A 16,682-nucleotide genomic window follows, 5' to 3' on the forward strand; every position below is an offset into this window, starting at 1 on the left:
ACGGCGGCGGCGACGCCGAGCAGATCGCCGGCCGGGTCAACCAGATCCGCGCCGAGATCGACAACACCGACTCCGACTACGACCGCGAGAAGCTCCAGGAGCGTCTGGCCAAGCTGGCCGGCGGCGTGGCCGTCATCAAGGCCGGCGCGGCGACCGAGGTCGAGCTCAAGGAGCGCAAGCACCGCATCGAGGACGCCGTTCGCAACGCGAAGGCGGCCGTCGAGGAGGGCATCGTCCCCGGCGGTGGCGTGGCCCTGCTGCAGGCCGGCGCCAAGGCCTTCGACAAGCTGGAGCTGTCCAGCGACGAGGCCACCGGTGCCGCGATCGTGCGCAAGGCTCTTGAGGAGCCGCTGAAGCAGATCGCCGTCAACGCCGGCCTTGAGGGCGGCGTCGTGGTGGAGAAGGTGCGCAACCTCACCCCGGGTGAGGGCCTGAACGCCGCCACCGGCGAGTACGTCAACATGTTCGAGTCGGGCATCATCGACCCGGCCAAGGTGACGCGTTCGGCTCTGCAGAACGCGGCGTCCATCGCGGCGCTGTTCCTCACCACCGAGGCCGTCATCGCCGAGAAGCCCGAGAAGGCCGGTGCCGCTCCCGCCATGCCCGGCGGGGACATGGACTTCTAGCCCGTTTCTTCTCGCATGTCCCACCCGCACGGACACACACGGAGGCCCCTGATGCGTGTCTACGGCATCACCTACGACACCGGCTTCCCCTCTGCCGGAACCACCACCCACGAGCCCTTCGACCCGGACGCGGTGCGCCGCGAAATGCAGATCATCCGCGACGAGCTGCACTGCGACGCGGTCCGTGTCACCGGAGGAGACCCGGACCGCCTTGAGACCGCCGCACACCACGCCGCCCGCGCGGGCCTGGAGGTCTGGTATTCGCCGTTCACCAACGGCCTCACCCAAGACGAGCTGATGACGTTCATCGTCGACAGCGCCGAACGGGCCGAACGCCTACGCCGGGAAGGGACTTCCGTCGTATTCCTCACCGGCTCCGAGATCAGCCTGTTCACCAGTGGATTCCTGCCCGGTGACAGCCTGAAGGAGCGGCTTGGGCTGATGGCCGATCCCACACGGCTGCGCGCCGCCCTCCCCGAAGTGCCCGCCCGCGTCAACGCCTTCCTCACCCGGGCCGCCGCGACGGTGCGCGAACGGTTCGGCGGTCCGATCAGCTACGCCTCCCTGCCCTTCGAAGGCGTGGACTGGGCTCCGTTCGACATGATCGCCACCGACGCGGGATATCGCGACGCGACCACCGCGCACGGTTTCCGTGAGAGTCTGCGCGCGCAGACCTCGCAGAGCAAGCCGTTCGCCGTCACCGAGTTCGGCTGCACCACCCACCGCGGAGCCGCCGAACTGGGCGCACGCGGCGACTCCATCATCGAATGGGACGGACGCGCCTGCCCCCGCCTGACCGCGACCGTCATGCGGGACGAAGAAGAACAGGCCGAATACCTGCGCGAGCTCCTCGACATCTACGACGAGGAGGGCACGGACGCGGCGTTCGTCAACACGTTCGCACGCCGCGACCTGCCGACGTCCTCCGATCCCGAACGGGACTTCGACACCGCCAGCTTCGGCATCGTCAAGATCCTGGAGCACGGCCGCACGGGGACGGCCTATCCGGGGCTGCCTTGGGCCCCCAAAGCCGCCTTCCACACCCTGGCCGAATACGGACGCGCCAGGGCGGCCAGGATCGAAAAAAGGATGATGACATGACCCTGCCAACCGTGGAGTTCGGAAGGACCGGACTGCGGGCGAGCCGCCTCGGCTACGGAGCGATGGAGATGCGCGGGCCGCAGGCGTGGGGCGAACCGATAAGCGACGACCAGGCCCGCACGGTGATCGCCGCCGAGCTCGACGACCGGCCCCGCCGGATCCACGACTTCCGACGCCCGGCCGAGGTCTGCGCTGACCTCATCAAAGACGGTGATGCGTTGACCCCTTGCGCCCGCCGTCGTTTACCCGGCACTCAGCGTCCCTAGGCCGGTCGTCGTCGCACGACGTCGGCGATGACCGCTGCCACGAACTTGTTGACGACTGCCGTGGTCGGCGGGCCGAGGTCGCGGTCCGCGAACAGGAGATGCCCGCCACCGACCAGGGAGAGGGTGAGTGAGTCGATGTCGGCGTCGGCCGCGATGCGGCCCAGCTCACGCTCGTCGGCCAGGTAGGCGGAGATCGCGGTCGTGGCCTGGGCGAGGATCGCGATGCCGCCTCCGGGTCTGGCTTGCCGCAGCCGTGTGCGCAGCTCGTCCCGGAAGGTGATGAGCGGGATGACTGCCATCGGGATCGGTCCGAACAGGGTGGTCAGCGCGCCGGTGAGGTTGCCGGCCACCGTGCCGGTGCCGACGGACTCGCGCAGCGCACTCGCCTGTGTCTCGAGCTGCGCGGCCCGGTCGAGTACGAGGTCGGCGAGGAAGGCGTCGAAGTCGGTGAAGTGCCGGTGCAGGACGCCTTTGGCGCAGCCCGCCTCATCGGTGACGGCCCGGCTGGTCAACCCGTTCGGCCCGTCCCGCAGAAGCACGCGTTCGGCAGCGTCGAACAGCTGCTGCCGCGCGTCGCGAAGGTGCACACCAGTCGGCACTCACAGATCCTTTCACGCGTCGACCCGCCGGCGTCCGTTGCCTAGTGGGCGCATGCCCACTAAAGTGGGCGCATGCCCATATTACCTCGAGAGCAACCGGAAGCGTCCCCGTCGGAGTCGCACAAGGCCCGGGGGATGGCCGAGTCGTTCGGCGTGGACGCGCAACGCTACGACCAAGCCCGGCCCGGCTACCCCGATGCGTTGGTGGCGCGGATCGTCGCCGGGAGCCCCGGGCCTGCCGTGCTCGACGTCGGCTGCGGCACCGGCATCGCAGCCCGCCAGTTCCAGGCCGCCGGCTGCGCCGTGCTCGGCGTCGAGCCCGATGCGCGGATGGCCGACTTCGCGCGATCCCGCGGCCTGCAGGTCGAGGTGGCGGCCTTCGAATCCTGGCAGCCGGCCGGCCGGACCTTTGACGCGGTCATCGCCGCCCAGTCGTGGCACTGGGTGGATCCGGCCGCCGGTGCCGCGAAGGCGGCACGGGTGCTGCGTCCAAGGGGACGGCTGGCGATCTTCGGGCATGTGTACGAGCCGCCTGCCGAGGTGGCCGAGCCGTTCGCCGCCGCCTACCGGCGGGCGGTGCCCGACTCCCCGTTCAACGGCCGACCGGCCCGGCGTCCGCTCGACCTCTACCAGGCGGCATACGTGAAGTTCACCGACGAGATCTGCGAGACCGGACAGTTCAGCGATCCCGAGCAGTGGCGGTTCGACTGGGAGCAGTCCTACACGCGCGACCAGTGGCTGGACCTGCTGCCCACCACCGGCGGCCTCACCCGGCTCCGTCCCGACCGGCTGGCCGAGGTGCTGGACGCGGTCGGGGACGCCATCGACTCCCTGGGTGGAAGCTTCACGATGAACTACACCACCCTGGCCGCGACCGCCGTACGCGCCGACGCCTCCTGAGTCCATCCGCCGGATCGCCGCCGATCCGGGAAGGGAGGCGGCTGTCACGGGCCGCCATCCGGTTCGATGCCGTCTCGCCATGACCTGACCAGGTGGTGGAGGCCGATGCTCAGTCCGGTGGTCAGCAGGACGAGCCCGAGGACGATCATGGCGATGACGGCGGGCCATTGGAGATGCTGCGGTAGGTGCAGGGCCAGGAACCACGATCGGGTGACCTGACCGGTGGTCAGCATGAGCGCGGGCACGATGCCCTGGGCCGCCGGGCACCCAGCACAGGGTCAGGCTCACGATGACGTAGGTGCGCCGGCCCGCGGGGGCCAGGTCGAGGCCGAGTCTTTCCAGGCCGAGGCCGGGCTTGGGCAGGTGCGGCCTGCCCGGTCCCGGAGCCTCGCATGACCGGGCTTCGCGAGCGCTGGCGCCTCAAGGCCATGCGCACCATCCAGGAACGCGCACTCGACCTGTTCGACGAGAGAGGGTTCGACGCCGTCACGATCGAGGAGATCGCGGCCGCCGCCGAGGTCTCACCACTCGACCGCACCAGTCAGCGGATCGCACCGCTGATCGCAGTGGCCGGAGAGGTGAGCGAGACGCAGGCTCGCGTGATCGCGAACGCCCTCGCCTTCGGTTACTTCGCCGCGCTCGAGCAGTGGTACCTCGACGGCGGCGACCGCCCTATCGCCGGCTACGTCGAGGAAGGCATGCGACCACTACGGAGCATCTGGAGCGCGCCGCATCCGCCCTCCGAGCACGATCATCCCGTGTAGCAGCTGCACGCAGCGCCGCTCGACGATCTCCCAGCACCCGGAACCGCCGCGTCCAGGCCGGTCCCGTCGAACGAGAGGTGCGCGGACAGCGCGCGGAGGAAGTCGGCCGCGTCGAAGATCTCCCCGGCGGAGGCGACCCCGGTGGTCCTGATCCGCCCCGTGAGGATGCGGTCGACCGCCTCCACCGCGAGCGGCGCCGTGACGGCGTAGATGTCCCGGCCGCTCACCGTGGCGCGCCGCTCCGCCCCGCCGGAGCGCACGACGACGTCGACGAGGAACGTCTGATCGGACCGTCCGCGCTCGTCGGCCGGCGCCGGCGCGGGCGTGTCCGGGGCCGACAGGTCGCCGACCGCCTCGACCGTCATGTACGAGTGCAGTTCCGGGACGGCCAGGTGGCTGGGGATCGTGACGACGTCGGCCATGCTGAACTCCCCGATGACGGGCCGGACGCCCATCGGCTCGGGGAACGTCCACTTCAGCGACGGGAGAGCGTCGTCGTGATATTCCAGCTGCCCGTTGGCGAACCGGACGCGCCGGCCGTCTCGCCGTTCCCGGGAGACCGTGCCCGCGGCGCGTGTGCCGGCGGTGGGGTGCCAGCTGCTCAGCGCATAGGCGACGTGCGCCTCGTCGGCCGCCGCCCAGTCGCCCATCGCCGCGGTGGCCAGCAGGTCGCCGAGGCCGCCGAAGAAGGCCATCGCGGGGACGATCACGGCTCCGGCGGCGCGGGCGCGGTCCCCGAAGTGCGCGAACGTGTCGGCGTTGGCCTCGATCTCGGCCGCCACGTCCACATAGGGGATGCCGGCGCGCAGCGCCGCCTCGATCACCGGGGCGGCCGTCGAGGCGAAGGGCCCGGCGCAGTTGATCACCGCCGCCGTGCCGGCCAGCGCGCGGTCGAGCGAGGCCGGATCGTCGGCCGCCGCGGGCCGGACGTCGAGCCCCGGCGAGGACGCCGCCAGGGCCTCCAGCTTGCCCGCATCACGGCCGGAGAGGACCGGGACGAACCCGCGATCCCGCAGCTCCGCCACCACGAAGCGCCCGGTGTGCCCGTACGCGCCGAACACCGCCACCGCTTGACCCGATCCCATCGTTTCCCCCGCCGTACTCGGTTGATCCACTGAGGAAATCATGGTGGCGGCGGCTGCCTCGCACGAGTGTCCGGAACGCCATGCACCATACAATTTCGGACATGAACACAGTCGCGGTGGCCGTCACCGACGGGATGCTGCATTTCGAGCTGTCCGTGGCGTTCGAGGTGTTCGGCACCGCCCCGGCCGGCGTGGCCGGCCCCTGGTACCACCTCGTCGGCTGCGGGCCGGGCGCCGTACGAGCCGGCAGGTTCCGGCTGGAACCCGATCACGGTCTCGACCGGCTGCCGAGCGCCGACACCGTGATCGTCCCCGCGTGGGCCGATGTCGACGCGGACCCGCCCGCCGACCTGATCGACGCGGTGCGCGCGGCGCACGAGGCGGGCGCGCGTGTGGCCGCGCTCTGCACGGGTGCGTTCGTGCTGGCCGCCGCCGGTCTGCTGGACGGGCGGCGCGCGACCACGCACTGGGCGCACACCGGGGTCCTGGCCGCGCGCCATCCCCGGGTGGAGGTCGATCCCGACGTGCTCTACGTGGACAACGGCAGCGTGCTCACCTCCGCCGGCAAGGCCGCCGCGATGGACCTGTGCCTGCATCTCGTCCGCCTCGACCACGGTTCGGCGGTCGCCAACGCGGTCGCGCGCCGCCTGGTCGTGCCGCCGCACCGGGCCGGCGGGCAGGCCCAGTTCGTCACCTCACCGGTGCCCGCCCGGGCGGACCATCCGCTCGCCGAGCTGTTCCCGTGGGCGATCGAACGGCTGGACCATCCTCTGACGGTGGAGGATCTGGCTCGCCAGGCCACCATGAGCTCGCGCAACCTGGGACGCCACTTCAGGGCGGTGACCGGCACCACCCCGCTGCAATGGCTGCTGATCCAGCGGATCCGCCGCGCGCAGGAGCTGCTGGAGACGACCGACGACGGCGTCGAGGCCATCGCGGCGGCCACCGGCATGGGCACCGCCACGACGCTGCGCCGGCACTTCAACCGCACCGTCGGAGTGCCTCCCGACACCTACCGCCGCACTTTTCGCAGCTCGCACGCCGAGGGGGGCACTGACAGGGCGACGACGGGGTGGGAATCGAATACGCCATGAAGTGGCCGCGGCCGTGCGGAACAGCCCGTTGCGGTTCGGTCACCAGTCCATGGCGGCCGATCAAAGGTGGGGGCGGGGTTCGGCCTGGCGCTGGGTGGCGTGGACGGAGCCCAGGAGGTCGAGGGCCTGGGCGCTGGCGCCACCCGGCTCGGCGTGGTAGATCACGAGTTGCTGGCCGGGCGCGTCGCGTACGTCGAAGGCCTGGTAGATGAGCGTGAGCGGGCCGACGTCAGGGTGCAGGAAGTGCTTGGCGTCCTGGGTCTTGCCCCGTACGGTGTGGGCGTTCCAGAGGCGGGCGAAGTCCGCACTCTGATCGGTGAGAGTGCGGACGAGTTCGGCCAGCCGCGGGTCGTCCGGATCGAAACCGGCCGCCTGGCGAAGGTTGGCGACGGCGGCCTGGGCCGCCCGGTTCCAGTCCGGGTAGAAGCGCCGGCCCGCAGGGTCGAGGAAGGCCATGCGGGCCAGGTTGTCCGCCGGGTCGAACGGGGCGTAGAGGGCGTCGGCAAGCGCGTTGGTGGCGAGGATGTCCAAGGTCCGGTTCATCACGAATGCGGGAGTGTTGGGATAGCCGTCCATCAACTGACGCAGTGCCGGGCTGACCCGCTCGGCGACGCGAGCGGAGAGCAGGTCGCCCGGCACCGCCCCGGCCAGCCGGTACAGGTGCGCTCGGGCGTCCGCGTCGAGGTGCAGCGCGCGGCTGAGGGCGTCGAGCACCTGGGGGGAGGGGTTGCGCTCGCGCCCTTGCTCCAGGCGGGTGTAGTAGTCGGCGTTCACCCCGGCCAGGACGGCGACCTCCTCCCGGCGCAGCCCGGCGACCCTGCGGGCCCCGTAGCTCGCCATGCCGACGTCCTGCGGCTGCAGCCCGGCGCGGCGTGCGCGCAGGAATTCCCCCAGGTGGTTGTCGTCCATGTGGTCAGGCTATGCGGCGGATGCGGGTGCCGCCTGGGTGCGGCACACCCAGGCGGCACACGTCCTGGTTGATCCCTGCTGACCTGCGCAGACTTGGTGGGGCAAGGCTGAATCGCCTGGAGCGAGCAAAGGAGGAGCCCAGCATGTCCGAGAGAGCCGATGGCCGGAACGTCGATGTGGTCGGGATGTGGGTGACGACAGACGGTTACATCCGCCAGGAACTGTTGCCTGAGGGCCGCTACGACGAGGCCCGCGGCGAGCGGCGCAGCGCCTACACCGGCCGGTACACGGTGACCGGCAGCCACCTGGACTACATCGACGACATCGGGTTCACCGCGACGGGCGACATCCGAGACGGCGTCCTCTACCACGAGCACCTCGTGCTCTACCGCGAGGAACGGCCGCCGCCCCGTGAGGGTTCATCTTGGCGTCCCTCCAGGTGAGCTTGCGGACAGCCGTACTCCGGCTGGGCGATCCGCCCCCGACGCTGCGTCATCTTGGTATGTCGCCGAGTTCAACCCGGGCACTTGAGCGGGCTAGCGTTGCTTCCGCCATGCGCCAGGAGGATGTGTCCTGTCTGCGCCTGTGAGTCAGCAGATTGGAGATGCGGGATGACTTCTCAGCTTGTCGCGCTCTGTTTCGATGCGAACGACCCGCTCCGTCTCGCGCGCTTCTGGGCCGGAGTCCTGGGCTGGGAGATGGCCGACGACCCCCACGACGGCATCGCGCTCCTGCCGGGCGATGACACCGGCTTCCGGATCCGATGTCTTCCGACCCTGGAGAAGAAGACCGGCCAGAACCGGATGCACTTCGATCTGACGAGCACCTCCCTTGAGGACCAGCAGCAGACGGTGGCGAGATCGCTCGGACTCGGTGCGCGGCACATCGACATCGGGCAACGCCCGGAGGAGGGGCATGTGGTGCTCGCCGACCCCGAAGGCAACGAGTTCTGCGTCATCGGGCCGGGCAACGAATTCCTTGCCGACTGCGGATTCGTCGGAGCGCTCGCGTGCGACGGTTCGCAGGAGGTCGGCTACTTCTGGAGCGAGGCTCTGGGCTGGCCGTTGGTCTGGGACCAGGACCAGGAGACCGCGATCCGCTCGCCGCACGGCGGCCCGAAGATCACGTGGGGCGGTCCGCCACTGATGCCGAAGACAGGGAAGAACAGGCTGCGCTTCGACCTCGCTCCACCTGCGCACGGTGACCGGCAAGCGGAGGTCGACCGTCTCGTCTCCCTCGGAGCGACCCGCATCGACATCGGCCGGCGCGGGGGCAGCCAGGTGGTGATGGCCGATCCCGATGGCAACGAGTTCTGTGTTTGCCCCCCGATAGCGTGACCGCGCCCGGGGGCAGCGCCTGCGATCCACCCCGCGGCACGCTGTGCTGCCGGCGGCGCCGCGGTCCGTGACCGCGGCGCCTCACCGATCATGGTCAATGCGCCGGTGGAGCCTTTCCTGCGCGGGGCTTCCGCGGCGGCCAGACCCGCCGCAGACGCACCCACGACACCGGTTCGAGCTGGTTCACGGCGGGGTCAGCGTGATCGCCAGGGCCGGGCAGATGCGGGCGGCCTCATGGACGTCCTCCCGCAGCCCGGGTTCCGGGCTGTCTTGCAGGAGCACGACGACGCCGTCGGCGTCGCGTTGGTCGAACACCTCGGGTGAGCTGAGTACGCATTGCCCGGAGCCGATGCAGGCGTCTTGGTCGACGGTGATCCTCACGCGTTTCTCCTTGTGTGATTTACCAGGTGACGGGTAGTTCGCGCACCCCGTAGAAGACCGCGTTCTCCTTGAACGTCAGCTGTTCCAGCGGTACGGCCAGGGCCAGGGTGGGGATGCGTCGATACAGGGTGCCGTAGACGACTTGCAGTTCCACTCGGGCCAGTGATTGGCCCAGACACTGGTGGGCGCCGAAACCGAAGGCGACATGGTGGCGGGCTCTGCGGTGGACATCGAGGGTGTCGGGGTCCGGGAAGGCCGAGGGGTCCCGGTTGGCGATGCTTTTCACCACGATGATGCCGTCGCCTCTGCGGATGAGCCGGCCGCCGATCTCCAGATCTTCCCGCGCGACGCGGCGGGCTTCGGTATGGGTGATGGACAGGTAGCGCAGGAGCTCTTCGGCCGCGTTGGCCACCAGTGCGGGGTCGCCGCCGTCGCGGACCGCGCTCAACTGGTCCGGGTGCGCCAGCAGCGCGGTCGTGCCCAGCGCGATCATGGTCGCGGTGGTGTCGTGCCCGGCCACCAGAAGGAGTTGACCGGCCGTGGCGATCTCACGCCGGGTCATCGCGCCGGTCCGGTACTGCTCGACGGCCAGCCTGCTGAACACGTCGTCGCCCGGCTCGGCGTTCTTCTTGTCCACCAGTTCCTCCAGGTAGGCGTTCAGTTCCTCGCTGGCGGCCATGGCCTGTTCAGGGTCGGGCTCGTCCATGACGAGCGTGCGGGACACCCGCTGGAAGAGGTCGCGGGCGGTATAGGGCGCGCCCAGCAGTTCGCAGATCACCAGTGAGGGAACCGGCAGTGCGAACGCCTCCACCAGGTCGACCGGATTCGGGCCGGCGAGCATCTCATCGATGAGGTCATCGACGATCCGCTGGATCCGGGGCCGCAACGCCTCCATCCTTCGGATCATGAAGTCCGAGGTCAGGATCCGCCGCTGGGCGATGTGCTCCGGCGCGTCCATCTGCATCAGCGTCTTCATGTGCGCGTCGCGTGCCTTGCTCACCGCGTTGGTGTGCGGGAAGCCGGGTTGCGCGACGTCGACGCTGACACGCGGATCGGCGAGCAGCGCACGCACATCCGCGTAGCGGGTCACCAGCCACGGGGTGCTGCCATCCCACAGCCTCACTCGGGAAACCGGTGCTTGTCCGAGTCGCCGGCTCAACTCCGGCGACGGGTCGAAGGGACACCCCGTCGCACGGGCCATCGGGAACATCGGCATCTCTGGCAGGACGTCAGTCATGGCGTCTCCTCGCGTCGAACGCGGTCATCGGGTGATCTCGGACACGTGGTGAACAGGCGATCGGAAGCCCGCGCCGGACATTTCAGGCCCGAAGGGGCGGACGTCATGTCGGTGCGTGATCGCGACACGTCACGAGCCCTGTTGGAGCGGCGTGTGGCCGGCCGGCTCGGCGGGCTCCGGGCGGCTCGAACGGTCCGCCGCGCGTGCGGTGACGGCGCCGACCGCGCAGATGATCGCGAATCCGAACAGTACGTACCGCGCCGAGTCGAGCATCGACAGGTCGCCGAGATTGACCAGGACTCCGGCCACGGCCGTGCCGAACGCGATCGACAGGCTCGTCACGGTGGCGATCGCCGCGGCGGCCCTGCGTCCTTCCTCCGGATCCTGGGTGCTGGACATGGCGGCCACGGACAGGTGCGGGTAGGCCAGGCCGATACCGGAACCCGCGACGAACAGCACCGGCACCCAGATGAGCACCAGCCAGATCGGCGCGTCCTCGCGCTGCAGCAGTCCCTGGAGGAGGAAGCCGGACGCCAGGAGCAGCGGGCCGATGATGCGCAAATGCCCTACCGTGCGCTCCCTGGTGGCTGATGAGCCGACGAGCTGGGTCAGCGACCAGCCGAGCGAGATGGCCGCCCCGAACAGGCCGGCCGCGAGCGGGGGCAGCCCGCCCAGCTGCTGGCCGAACAGCGGGACGAACGACTCGACCGCGACGCCGAAGGCCAGTAGCCCGAGCGTCAGGTAGATCCACTTCAGTGGTGAGCCGGCCTGGTAGGTCGTGCGCGGGAAGACCCGCAGCTCGCTGCGCCGTTCGTGGGCGACGAAGGCGGCCACCAGCAGCAGCGCCACCACGACGCCGCCCGCCATCGCCATGGTCCCGGGCAGCACTCCGGCCAGGCTGACGGCCGCGGTGGCCGCCGTGACCAGCAGCAGCGACACGGCCGGGACCGGCACCCGCGCGTCGCCGCGTTCGCCGCGCGGCAGCACCCGGGACACGACCGCGCAGCACGCCGCCGCGATCACCGCCATCGCCACGAACGCCAGGCGCCACGAGCCGAACTGGGCGAACAGGCCGCCGAGCGCCGGGCCGACGAAGTTGCCGACGCCGTACATCGCCGACATCAGGGCGTTGCCGCGGGTCCACAGCCGGCGCGGCAGGGCCGAGCGGATGACGGCGAACCCCAGGCCGGACAGCACCCCCGCCCCGAATCCCTGGACGCCGCGGCCGGCCAGCAGTACCGGCATCGCCGGGCTCGCCGCACAGGCCAGCGAGCCCGCCAGGAACACGGCGAAGCCGAGGCGATAGGCGCCGACGTTCCCCCACCGGGCCAGGAGCCGGCTGACCAGCATCGTCGCGATCACCATGGCGACGAGGTAGATCGTCATGTTCCACGCGTAGAAGTCGGCGCCGCCGATGTCGGCCACCGCGGTCGGCAGCAGGCTCGAGGCCAGATAGATATTGACCGCACCGACGAGTATGCCGCCCGCCAGCACGATCGCGGCTCCGAGATGTTCGGGGCCCAGCAGTTCCCGCCAGGAAGGCGGGGCGGGGGTTGAATCAGGAGTCACGCGGTCATCTCCTTCAGTTCGCCGGTGGCCGCGGTGGACTCTCCGGGTTCGGACCCGCCGGACACGGCCGTGGAGGCGTTCCGCGTATCGATCCGTCGGCGGCGCGGTCGTCGGCCGCAGGGCTCGATGGCAGGCTCCGCACCGGGCTGCCCGTTGTCATCAGCACTCATGACTTCAAGGCTGTCGTTGAACCGATCCCGGAGACTTTTCGCCGCCTCTCGTGGACGGTTCCGGGCCGGTAGCCGGGAAAGCCTCAAGCCCCGGTCGAACCATGCCGCCCGGCGCTCACCCACCCCGGGCAGACGCGTCCTCCGGGATCGCCCCGTCCAGGATCGCGATGGCCGGCCGGTCGATCGGAGGGGCCGGCGCCATGGCGGCCATGCCGGAGGACTCCCGGGCACGCGCCGGGATCGACATTGACGGCACCGCATACGCCCGGATCCCGAAGAGCGGGCTGCCGCGGCCGTTCCTGTCCATGGGCTCGGCGGGCCACCTGCCCGGAGGCCGCGACAATCCGTGGGACCGCGGCTGGGAACTCCTGACCGGGTGGAAGCGCCGGCTCGTAACCGGGTGGAAGGGCTGGTGCCTGACCGGGTGGAAGCGCCGGCTCGTACTGCCCGGCGCGGATCACCGGCCCTTCACCGATGTGCCGCTCCTGGCGGGTGCTCTCGGCATCGGCGTCCCGGGCGACCGGGCGAGGACGTCGGCGGACAGGGGAAACCCCGGATCACGCTGAGTGACCCGGGGTTTCCCCGTTCGGTGTGGTCGTGCGGTTATCCGGCGGAGTGGCCGTGGAGGTCGAAGGCGCGGACGGTGGTCTGCTTGACGGTGTTGCCCGCCTTGTCCCAGGCCTCGACCTTGAGGGTCACGGCCCCCTTGGTCTGCTGGAGGGCGGGGTAGCGGGTGGTGGCGGTGTAGGTCCCGTCCTTGCCGCGCTTGACGGGGACGGGGGTGTAGGTGGCGCCGTCGTCGGTGCTGGCCCACAGCTTCAGGCCGGCGATGTCAGGCATCTTCGAGACGGACGGGGAGTGGTAGGGGGAGACGGTGAAGGTGTGCGTACGGCCGGCGCGGACGGAGTTGCCGGCGTCCAGGGTGTCGCCGAGGTCGTAGCTGACGAACACGACCGGGGCGGGCTTGCAGGGCTCCGCGGTGCCGTACAGCGCTTCGAGGGAGCAGAAGGATCCGGGCAGTCGCTCGGCCTTGACCGGGGTGGTGAAGGTCCATTCGGTGTCGTGCCGGTCGTTCTTGGCGGTCAGCCGGTAGCTGCCGGGGCTGTGCGACAGGGGGAAGACCGGCAGGATGGTGGTGCCGCCGACCTGGGTGCGCGGGATCTCCTTGCCGTCCTGCCAGAGGCGGACGTCGAAGCCCGGCTTGGACAGGTCGGTCGTCGGCCAGTAGTCGCCGTTGTACTTCCTCGCGCCCGGCGAGCCGTAGCTGGGCTCGAACTCCGCCCACAGGCTGTCGCCCTGGACACAGATCATGCACCGGAAGAACGAGCCGAGGTTCGCGCCCGGCTTGGCGAGCTTGTAGACCTTGTCGGAGCCGGTCGCGGCGCCGGGCGTGAACGGGGTGGTCATCCAGGACTGCTGGGTGCGGACCGGCTTGTCGAACACCTCCAGGGCCCACTGCGGAACCCGGTCCTCCAACGGTGTGCCGCGCATCTCCTCCATGCCGTGCGACCAGAGGACCCCGGAGTCGAGCGGCCCGACCCAGTCGCGGCGTTCCCGCAGGGTGAGCCGGGGGGCGCCCCACCCGGAGACGGATGCCGACAGCGGCACGGCGTCGTCGGGCTTCTGCGCGTACCGCCAGTCGTTGTAGCGGGCGGGGGCGACGGTGTGGGTGTCCACGTCGATCCGGGCCAGGTCGCGCTCGGCGAAGGTGTAGTGCAGCGAGCGGGGCACCCGGCCCTCCTCGTAGGGGGCGAAGGTGTAGGTGTAGGGCGACTCCTCGGTTCCGGTCACCCGGAGGGTGACCGGCTTGCCGCCGGCGAGCCGGTCGCGCAGTCCGAGCGCCTCGCGGGAGGGCAGGGACACGGTGGGGACGCCGATGGGCTTGGCCTCTCCGGTGAACGGGGCCTGCGTCATGCTCAGCGGGATCGCGCAGCCGGTCCCGGGCTGCGGGAAGTGCGCGATCGCGGCCGCGCCGGCGTCGCGGATCGGGCCGATCCGCTCGATCTGGACTCCGCACATGGGTCCGGACAGGCCCTCTGACATCGGCGCTTCCATGAGGACGAGCTTGCCGCGCAGGTCGCGGCCCTTGATGTCCTCGGGCCTGCCCTCGCCGACGTCGACGACCTCCAGGTCGCGGGTGCCGGTGAACGGCCGGAAGTCGGGGAAGCCGTCGTACTGCTCGTGCACCCCGTAGGTGTTGACGCCGTGCAGCGCGGAGACCGGGTGCAGGGTGAGCCCGCCCCGCCCGCGCATGCTCATCTCGACCTCGGGCCTGCCGAGGGTGAAGCGGGTGTGGAAGCGGAAGGCGCCCTTGGTGACCTGCTCCGTGGGCAGGGCCCACAGCCGGGACCAGGTACGGCCGGGCCAGGTGAATCCCATGTAGGCGTCGCCGTTGGCCACGGTCCGCTGATAGGCCACGTAGGGAATGTTGCTCAACGGCTCGGCCGGCTGCGGGGTGGTGAAACGGACCTCGGTCAGCTTGCGGGCGTCGAGCGTGATCTCGATGTCCCCGGCGACGGTGAGCTCGGGCACGGACAGGAACGCCAGGTTCTCCCGTTCGTCGTCGCCGACCCAGCTCAGCACCTGCGTCACGCTGATGACGCCCTGCGGGACGCGGGTGACCGTGGTCCCTTCGGCGGTCAGGGCGACACCGCCGAGGACGCCCTTGTCGCCGGACACGTCGATGGTGTCCTGGGCCAGAGGACTGCGCGGCTTGCCGTCCCGGCCCAGGGTGTGGATGGTGAGCGTGGCCTTGGGCACCTCGCGCACCACGCCCACCGGGGTACGCAGCCGGACGCCGTCGGCGGTCGCGGTGACGGCGCCGGTGTAGTTGTCCAGGCCGGCCAGGGTCTTGGGGTCGACGGTGGCGGTCACGGTCGCGGTGCCTCCGGCCGGCACGGTGAGCGTCGTCCCGGCGATGCTCAGCCCGCCCTCGACCGCGCTGCCGTCCGACTTGCGCAGGTCGGGGGTCAGGGTCAGGGTGACCGGCTGGCCGCCCAGGTTGGTGTAGGTCAGCTCCCGGGTCACGGGGGCGGCGTCGCTCTCGACGGCGCCGAAGTCGACCCCGGTGGTGACGGCGAAGACCCGCTGGGTGTACGCCCTGGCCACGTCGACCCGGCCTGAGCCCTGCTTGTACACGCTGAGCGCGTCGTCCTTGGCGGTCGACATGAGCGCGGCCTTGATCTGCGGGCCCGTCCAGTCCGGGTGCAGCTGCGCCATGATCGCGGCGGCTCCGGCGACGTGCGGGGTAGCCATCGAGGTGCCGTTCGCGGCCGTGTAGTGCTCGTCGAGCGGGGTGCCCATCGTGGTGCCCGCGGCACGCGCCGCGGCGATGGCCACGCCAGGGGCGGCGATGTCCGGCTTGAGGCCACCGCCGACACGCGGTCCCTGGCTGGAGAAGGCCGCCCACGCGTCGCTCTTGTCGACGGCGGCCACGGTCAGCGCGGCGTCGGCGGTGCCGGGGGTGGCGACGGTCTCGGTGCCCGACGCGCCGGCATTGCCCGCGGCGATCACGAACAGCGCGCCGGTGGACGCGCTGAGCGCGTTGACCGCCTGGCTCATCGGGTCGGTCCCGTCGGTGGCGCCGCCGCCGAGGCTCATGCTGATCACCTTGGCGCCGGAGGCCGCGGCCCACTCCATGCCCTCGATGATCTGGGAGTCGCTGCCGGAGCCCTCGTTGGCCAGCACCTTGCCGACGATCAGCTGTGCGCCGGGCGCGACGCCCTTGTGCCTGCCGCCGCCCGCCGCGCCGGAGCCGGCGATGGTGGAGGCGACATGGGTGCCGTGGCCGTGGCCGTCCTGCACCTCCTGACCGGGGATGAAGGACCTGCTGTCGGCGATCCTGCCGGCCAGGTCGGGGTGCTTGGCGTCGACGCCGGTGTCCAGGACGGCGACCTTCACACCGGCGCCGTCGTGCCCGCCGGCCCATGCCTGCGGCGCGCCGATCATCGGGACGCTCTCGGCGAGGTCGGCCTTCACCTTGCCGTCCAGCCACACCTTGGCGATATCGCCGCGCAGCGTGTTCGGCACGTTGGCCGGCCCGGCGAGCCCGTTCGCACCCTTCTTGTCCGGTACGGCCCGCACCGCGTTCCAGAACGCGCCCGCCTCGGCCTTGGTGACCTGGAGCGCCGAGGCGTTGACGCTCTCCAGGGCGAGCACGGGCTCGCTGGCCGGGATGGCCTTGGCGGCCGAGGCGACGGCCTTGTCCGTGTGCTGACGCGGGTACTGCACGATGACGGGCAGCTGCTTGGTCTTGTCGTCGGTGTAGCCGTTCTCGGCCAGGTAGGTGACGTTGAACAGCTCCCGGTCCAGGCGGCCGGCGTTGATGGCGGGCACGGCGTCGCTGGGGGTGACGTACACGCCCTCCGGGGTGGCCAGCGTGGACAGGTGGGCGCTGGTGCCGTCGGGGCGGACGCTCGCCTCGGGGCGCACGGCGTACTTGCCGCCGCCGGTGTCGCTCAACCTCACCTTGTCCCCGGTGACCAGGGTGACCGTGCGGTCGCCCTGGCCCAGTCCGGTCAGCGCGATCGGGCCGGTGGCCGGCCCCGTCGCCGGAGTGGCGGGGGCGGGCTCCTGTTCCTGGGCGAGGGCGGCCGTGCCCGGCGCCACCAGGGTGCCCAGCACCATGGCGGAGGCAGCCAGGAG

Annotated in this window: 17 protein-coding genes; 9 read left to right on the forward strand and 8 right to left on the reverse strand. The window is 70.9% G+C overall.

Going from position 1 to position 16,682, the window contains the following annotated elements; genetic code table 11:
* The 3 genes from CA984_RS32855 to CA984_RS32865 form a co-directional block, all read left to right on the forward strand.
* A partial coding sequence (locus CA984_RS32855; RefSeq protein ID WP_278249076.1) for a TCP-1/cpn60 chaperonin family protein occupies positions 1-626 on the forward strand: 626 nt, incomplete at its 5' end.
* Positions 627-677: 51 nt separating this feature from the next.
* Entirely contained in the window at positions 678-1,727 is a 1,050-nt protein-coding gene (locus CA984_RS32860; RefSeq protein WP_086577353.1) for a hypothetical protein, read from the forward strand.
* The gene (locus tag CA984_RS32865; protein WP_086577354.1) at positions 1,724-1,993 is read left to right on the forward strand and encodes a hypothetical protein; all 270 of its coding nucleotides are present in this window, start codon (positions 1,724-1,726) and stop codon (positions 1,991-1,993) included. The genes CA984_RS32860 and CA984_RS32865 overlap by 4 nt, the downstream gene beginning before the upstream one ends.
* On the opposite strand, the gene CA984_RS32870 is transcribed toward CA984_RS32865, so the two are convergent.
* Positions 1,990-2,592 carry a TetR/AcrR family transcriptional regulator gene (locus CA984_RS32870; RefSeq protein WP_086577355.1) on the reverse strand — a complete coding sequence of 201 codons (603 nt, stop codon included), beginning with the start codon at positions 2,590-2,592 and terminating at the stop codon, positions 1,990-1,992. The two genes, CA984_RS32865 and CA984_RS32870, sit on opposite strands and share 4 nt — an antisense overlap.
* A 72-nt stretch (positions 2,593-2,664) precedes the next feature.
* On the opposite strand from CA984_RS32870, the gene CA984_RS32875 reads away from it, so the two are divergent.
* Positions 2,665-3,492 (forward strand): class I SAM-dependent methyltransferase, encoded by an 828-nt coding sequence (locus tag CA984_RS32875; protein WP_086577356.1) that lies wholly within the window; start codon positions 2,665-2,667, stop codon positions 3,490-3,492.
* Positions 3,493-3,536: 44 nt separating this feature from the next.
* Here the strand turns inward: CA984_RS32875 and CA984_RS32880 are convergent, their stop codons facing one another.
* Positions 3,537-3,725: a hypothetical protein gene (locus tag CA984_RS32880; protein WP_133061843.1), complete on the reverse strand. Its 189-nt coding sequence runs from the start codon at positions 3,723-3,725 to the stop codon at positions 3,537-3,539.
* 159 nt (positions 3,726-3,884) lie between these two features.
* On the opposite strand from CA984_RS32880, the gene CA984_RS48340 reads away from it, so the two are divergent.
* Complete coding sequence (locus CA984_RS48340) at positions 3,885-4,256, forward strand: helix-turn-helix domain-containing protein (protein WP_086577358.1); 372 nt, start codon at positions 3,885-3,887, stop codon at positions 4,254-4,256.
* Here the strand turns inward: CA984_RS48340 and CA984_RS32890 are convergent.
* Complete coding sequence (locus CA984_RS32890; protein WP_242676306.1) at positions 4,244-5,341, reverse strand: saccharopine dehydrogenase family protein; 1,098 nt, start codon at positions 5,339-5,341, stop codon at positions 4,244-4,246. The genes CA984_RS48340 and CA984_RS32890 overlap by 13 nt on opposite strands.
* Before the next feature lie 101 nt (positions 5,342-5,442).
* Here CA984_RS32890 and CA984_RS32895 point away from each other — a divergent pair, with 101 nt between their 5' ends.
* Positions 5,443-6,435 carry a helix-turn-helix domain-containing protein gene (locus tag CA984_RS32895; RefSeq protein WP_086577359.1) on the forward strand — a complete coding sequence of 331 codons (993 nt, stop codon included), beginning with the start codon at positions 5,443-5,445 and terminating at the stop codon, positions 6,433-6,435.
* Between the two features lie 60 nt (positions 6,436-6,495).
* Here the strand turns inward: CA984_RS32895 and CA984_RS32900 are convergent, their stop codons facing one another.
* A complete protein-coding gene (locus tag CA984_RS32900; RefSeq protein WP_086577360.1) occupies positions 6,496-7,344 on the reverse strand; it encodes a helix-turn-helix transcriptional regulator in 849 nt (282 codons plus the stop codon).
* A 143-nt stretch (positions 7,345-7,487) separates the two neighbouring features.
* Between CA984_RS32900 and CA984_RS32905 the strand changes: the two genes are divergently transcribed.
* Together CA984_RS32905 and CA984_RS32910 are read left to right on the forward strand one after the other, a co-directional pair.
* The gene (locus tag CA984_RS32905) at positions 7,488-7,787 is read left to right on the forward strand and encodes an Atu4866 domain-containing protein (protein ID WP_086577361.1); all 300 of its coding nucleotides are present in this window, start codon (positions 7,488-7,490) and stop codon (positions 7,785-7,787) included.
* A 168-nt stretch (positions 7,788-7,955) separates the two neighbouring features.
* A complete protein-coding gene (locus CA984_RS32910; protein ID WP_086577362.1) occupies positions 7,956-8,681 on the forward strand; it encodes a VOC family protein in 726 nt (241 codons plus the stop codon).
* 183 nt (positions 8,682-8,864) lie between these two features.
* On the opposite strand, the gene CA984_RS32915 is transcribed toward CA984_RS32910, so the two are convergent.
* The 3 genes from CA984_RS32915 to CA984_RS32925 all read right to left on the reverse strand — a co-directional run bounded on the left by CA984_RS32915 (position 8,865) and on the right by CA984_RS32925 (position 11,868).
* Entirely contained in the window at positions 8,865-9,062 is a 198-nt protein-coding gene (locus tag CA984_RS32915; protein ID WP_086577363.1) for a ferredoxin, read from the reverse strand.
* A 19-nt stretch (positions 9,063-9,081) separates the two neighbouring features.
* Complete coding sequence (locus tag CA984_RS32920; RefSeq protein ID WP_242676307.1) at positions 9,082-10,185, reverse strand: cytochrome P450; 1,104 nt, start codon at positions 10,183-10,185, stop codon at positions 9,082-9,084.
* Positions 10,186-10,428: 243 nt separating this feature from the next.
* On the reverse strand, positions 10,429-11,868 hold the full coding sequence (locus CA984_RS32925; RefSeq protein WP_086577365.1) for an MFS transporter: 1,440 nt from the start codon (positions 11,866-11,868) through the stop codon (positions 10,429-10,431).
* Positions 11,869-12,238: 370 nt separating this feature from the next.
* Here CA984_RS32925 and CA984_RS32930 point away from each other — a divergent pair, with 370 nt between their 5' ends.
* On the forward strand, positions 12,239-12,604 hold the full coding sequence (locus CA984_RS32930) for a hypothetical protein (RefSeq protein ID WP_207621132.1): 366 nt from the start codon (positions 12,239-12,241) through the stop codon (positions 12,602-12,604).
* Positions 12,605-12,641: 37 nt separating this feature from the next.
* Here the strand turns inward: CA984_RS32930 and CA984_RS48880 are convergent.
* On the reverse strand, positions 12,642-16,682 hold a 4,041-nt coding region (locus tag CA984_RS48880), incomplete at its 5' end, for a S8 family peptidase (protein WP_278249077.1).

The organism is Streptosporangium minutum, assembly GCF_002149035.1.
Classification (GTDB): domain Bacteria; phylum Actinomycetota; class Actinomycetes; order Streptosporangiales; family Streptosporangiaceae; genus Streptosporangium; species Streptosporangium minutum.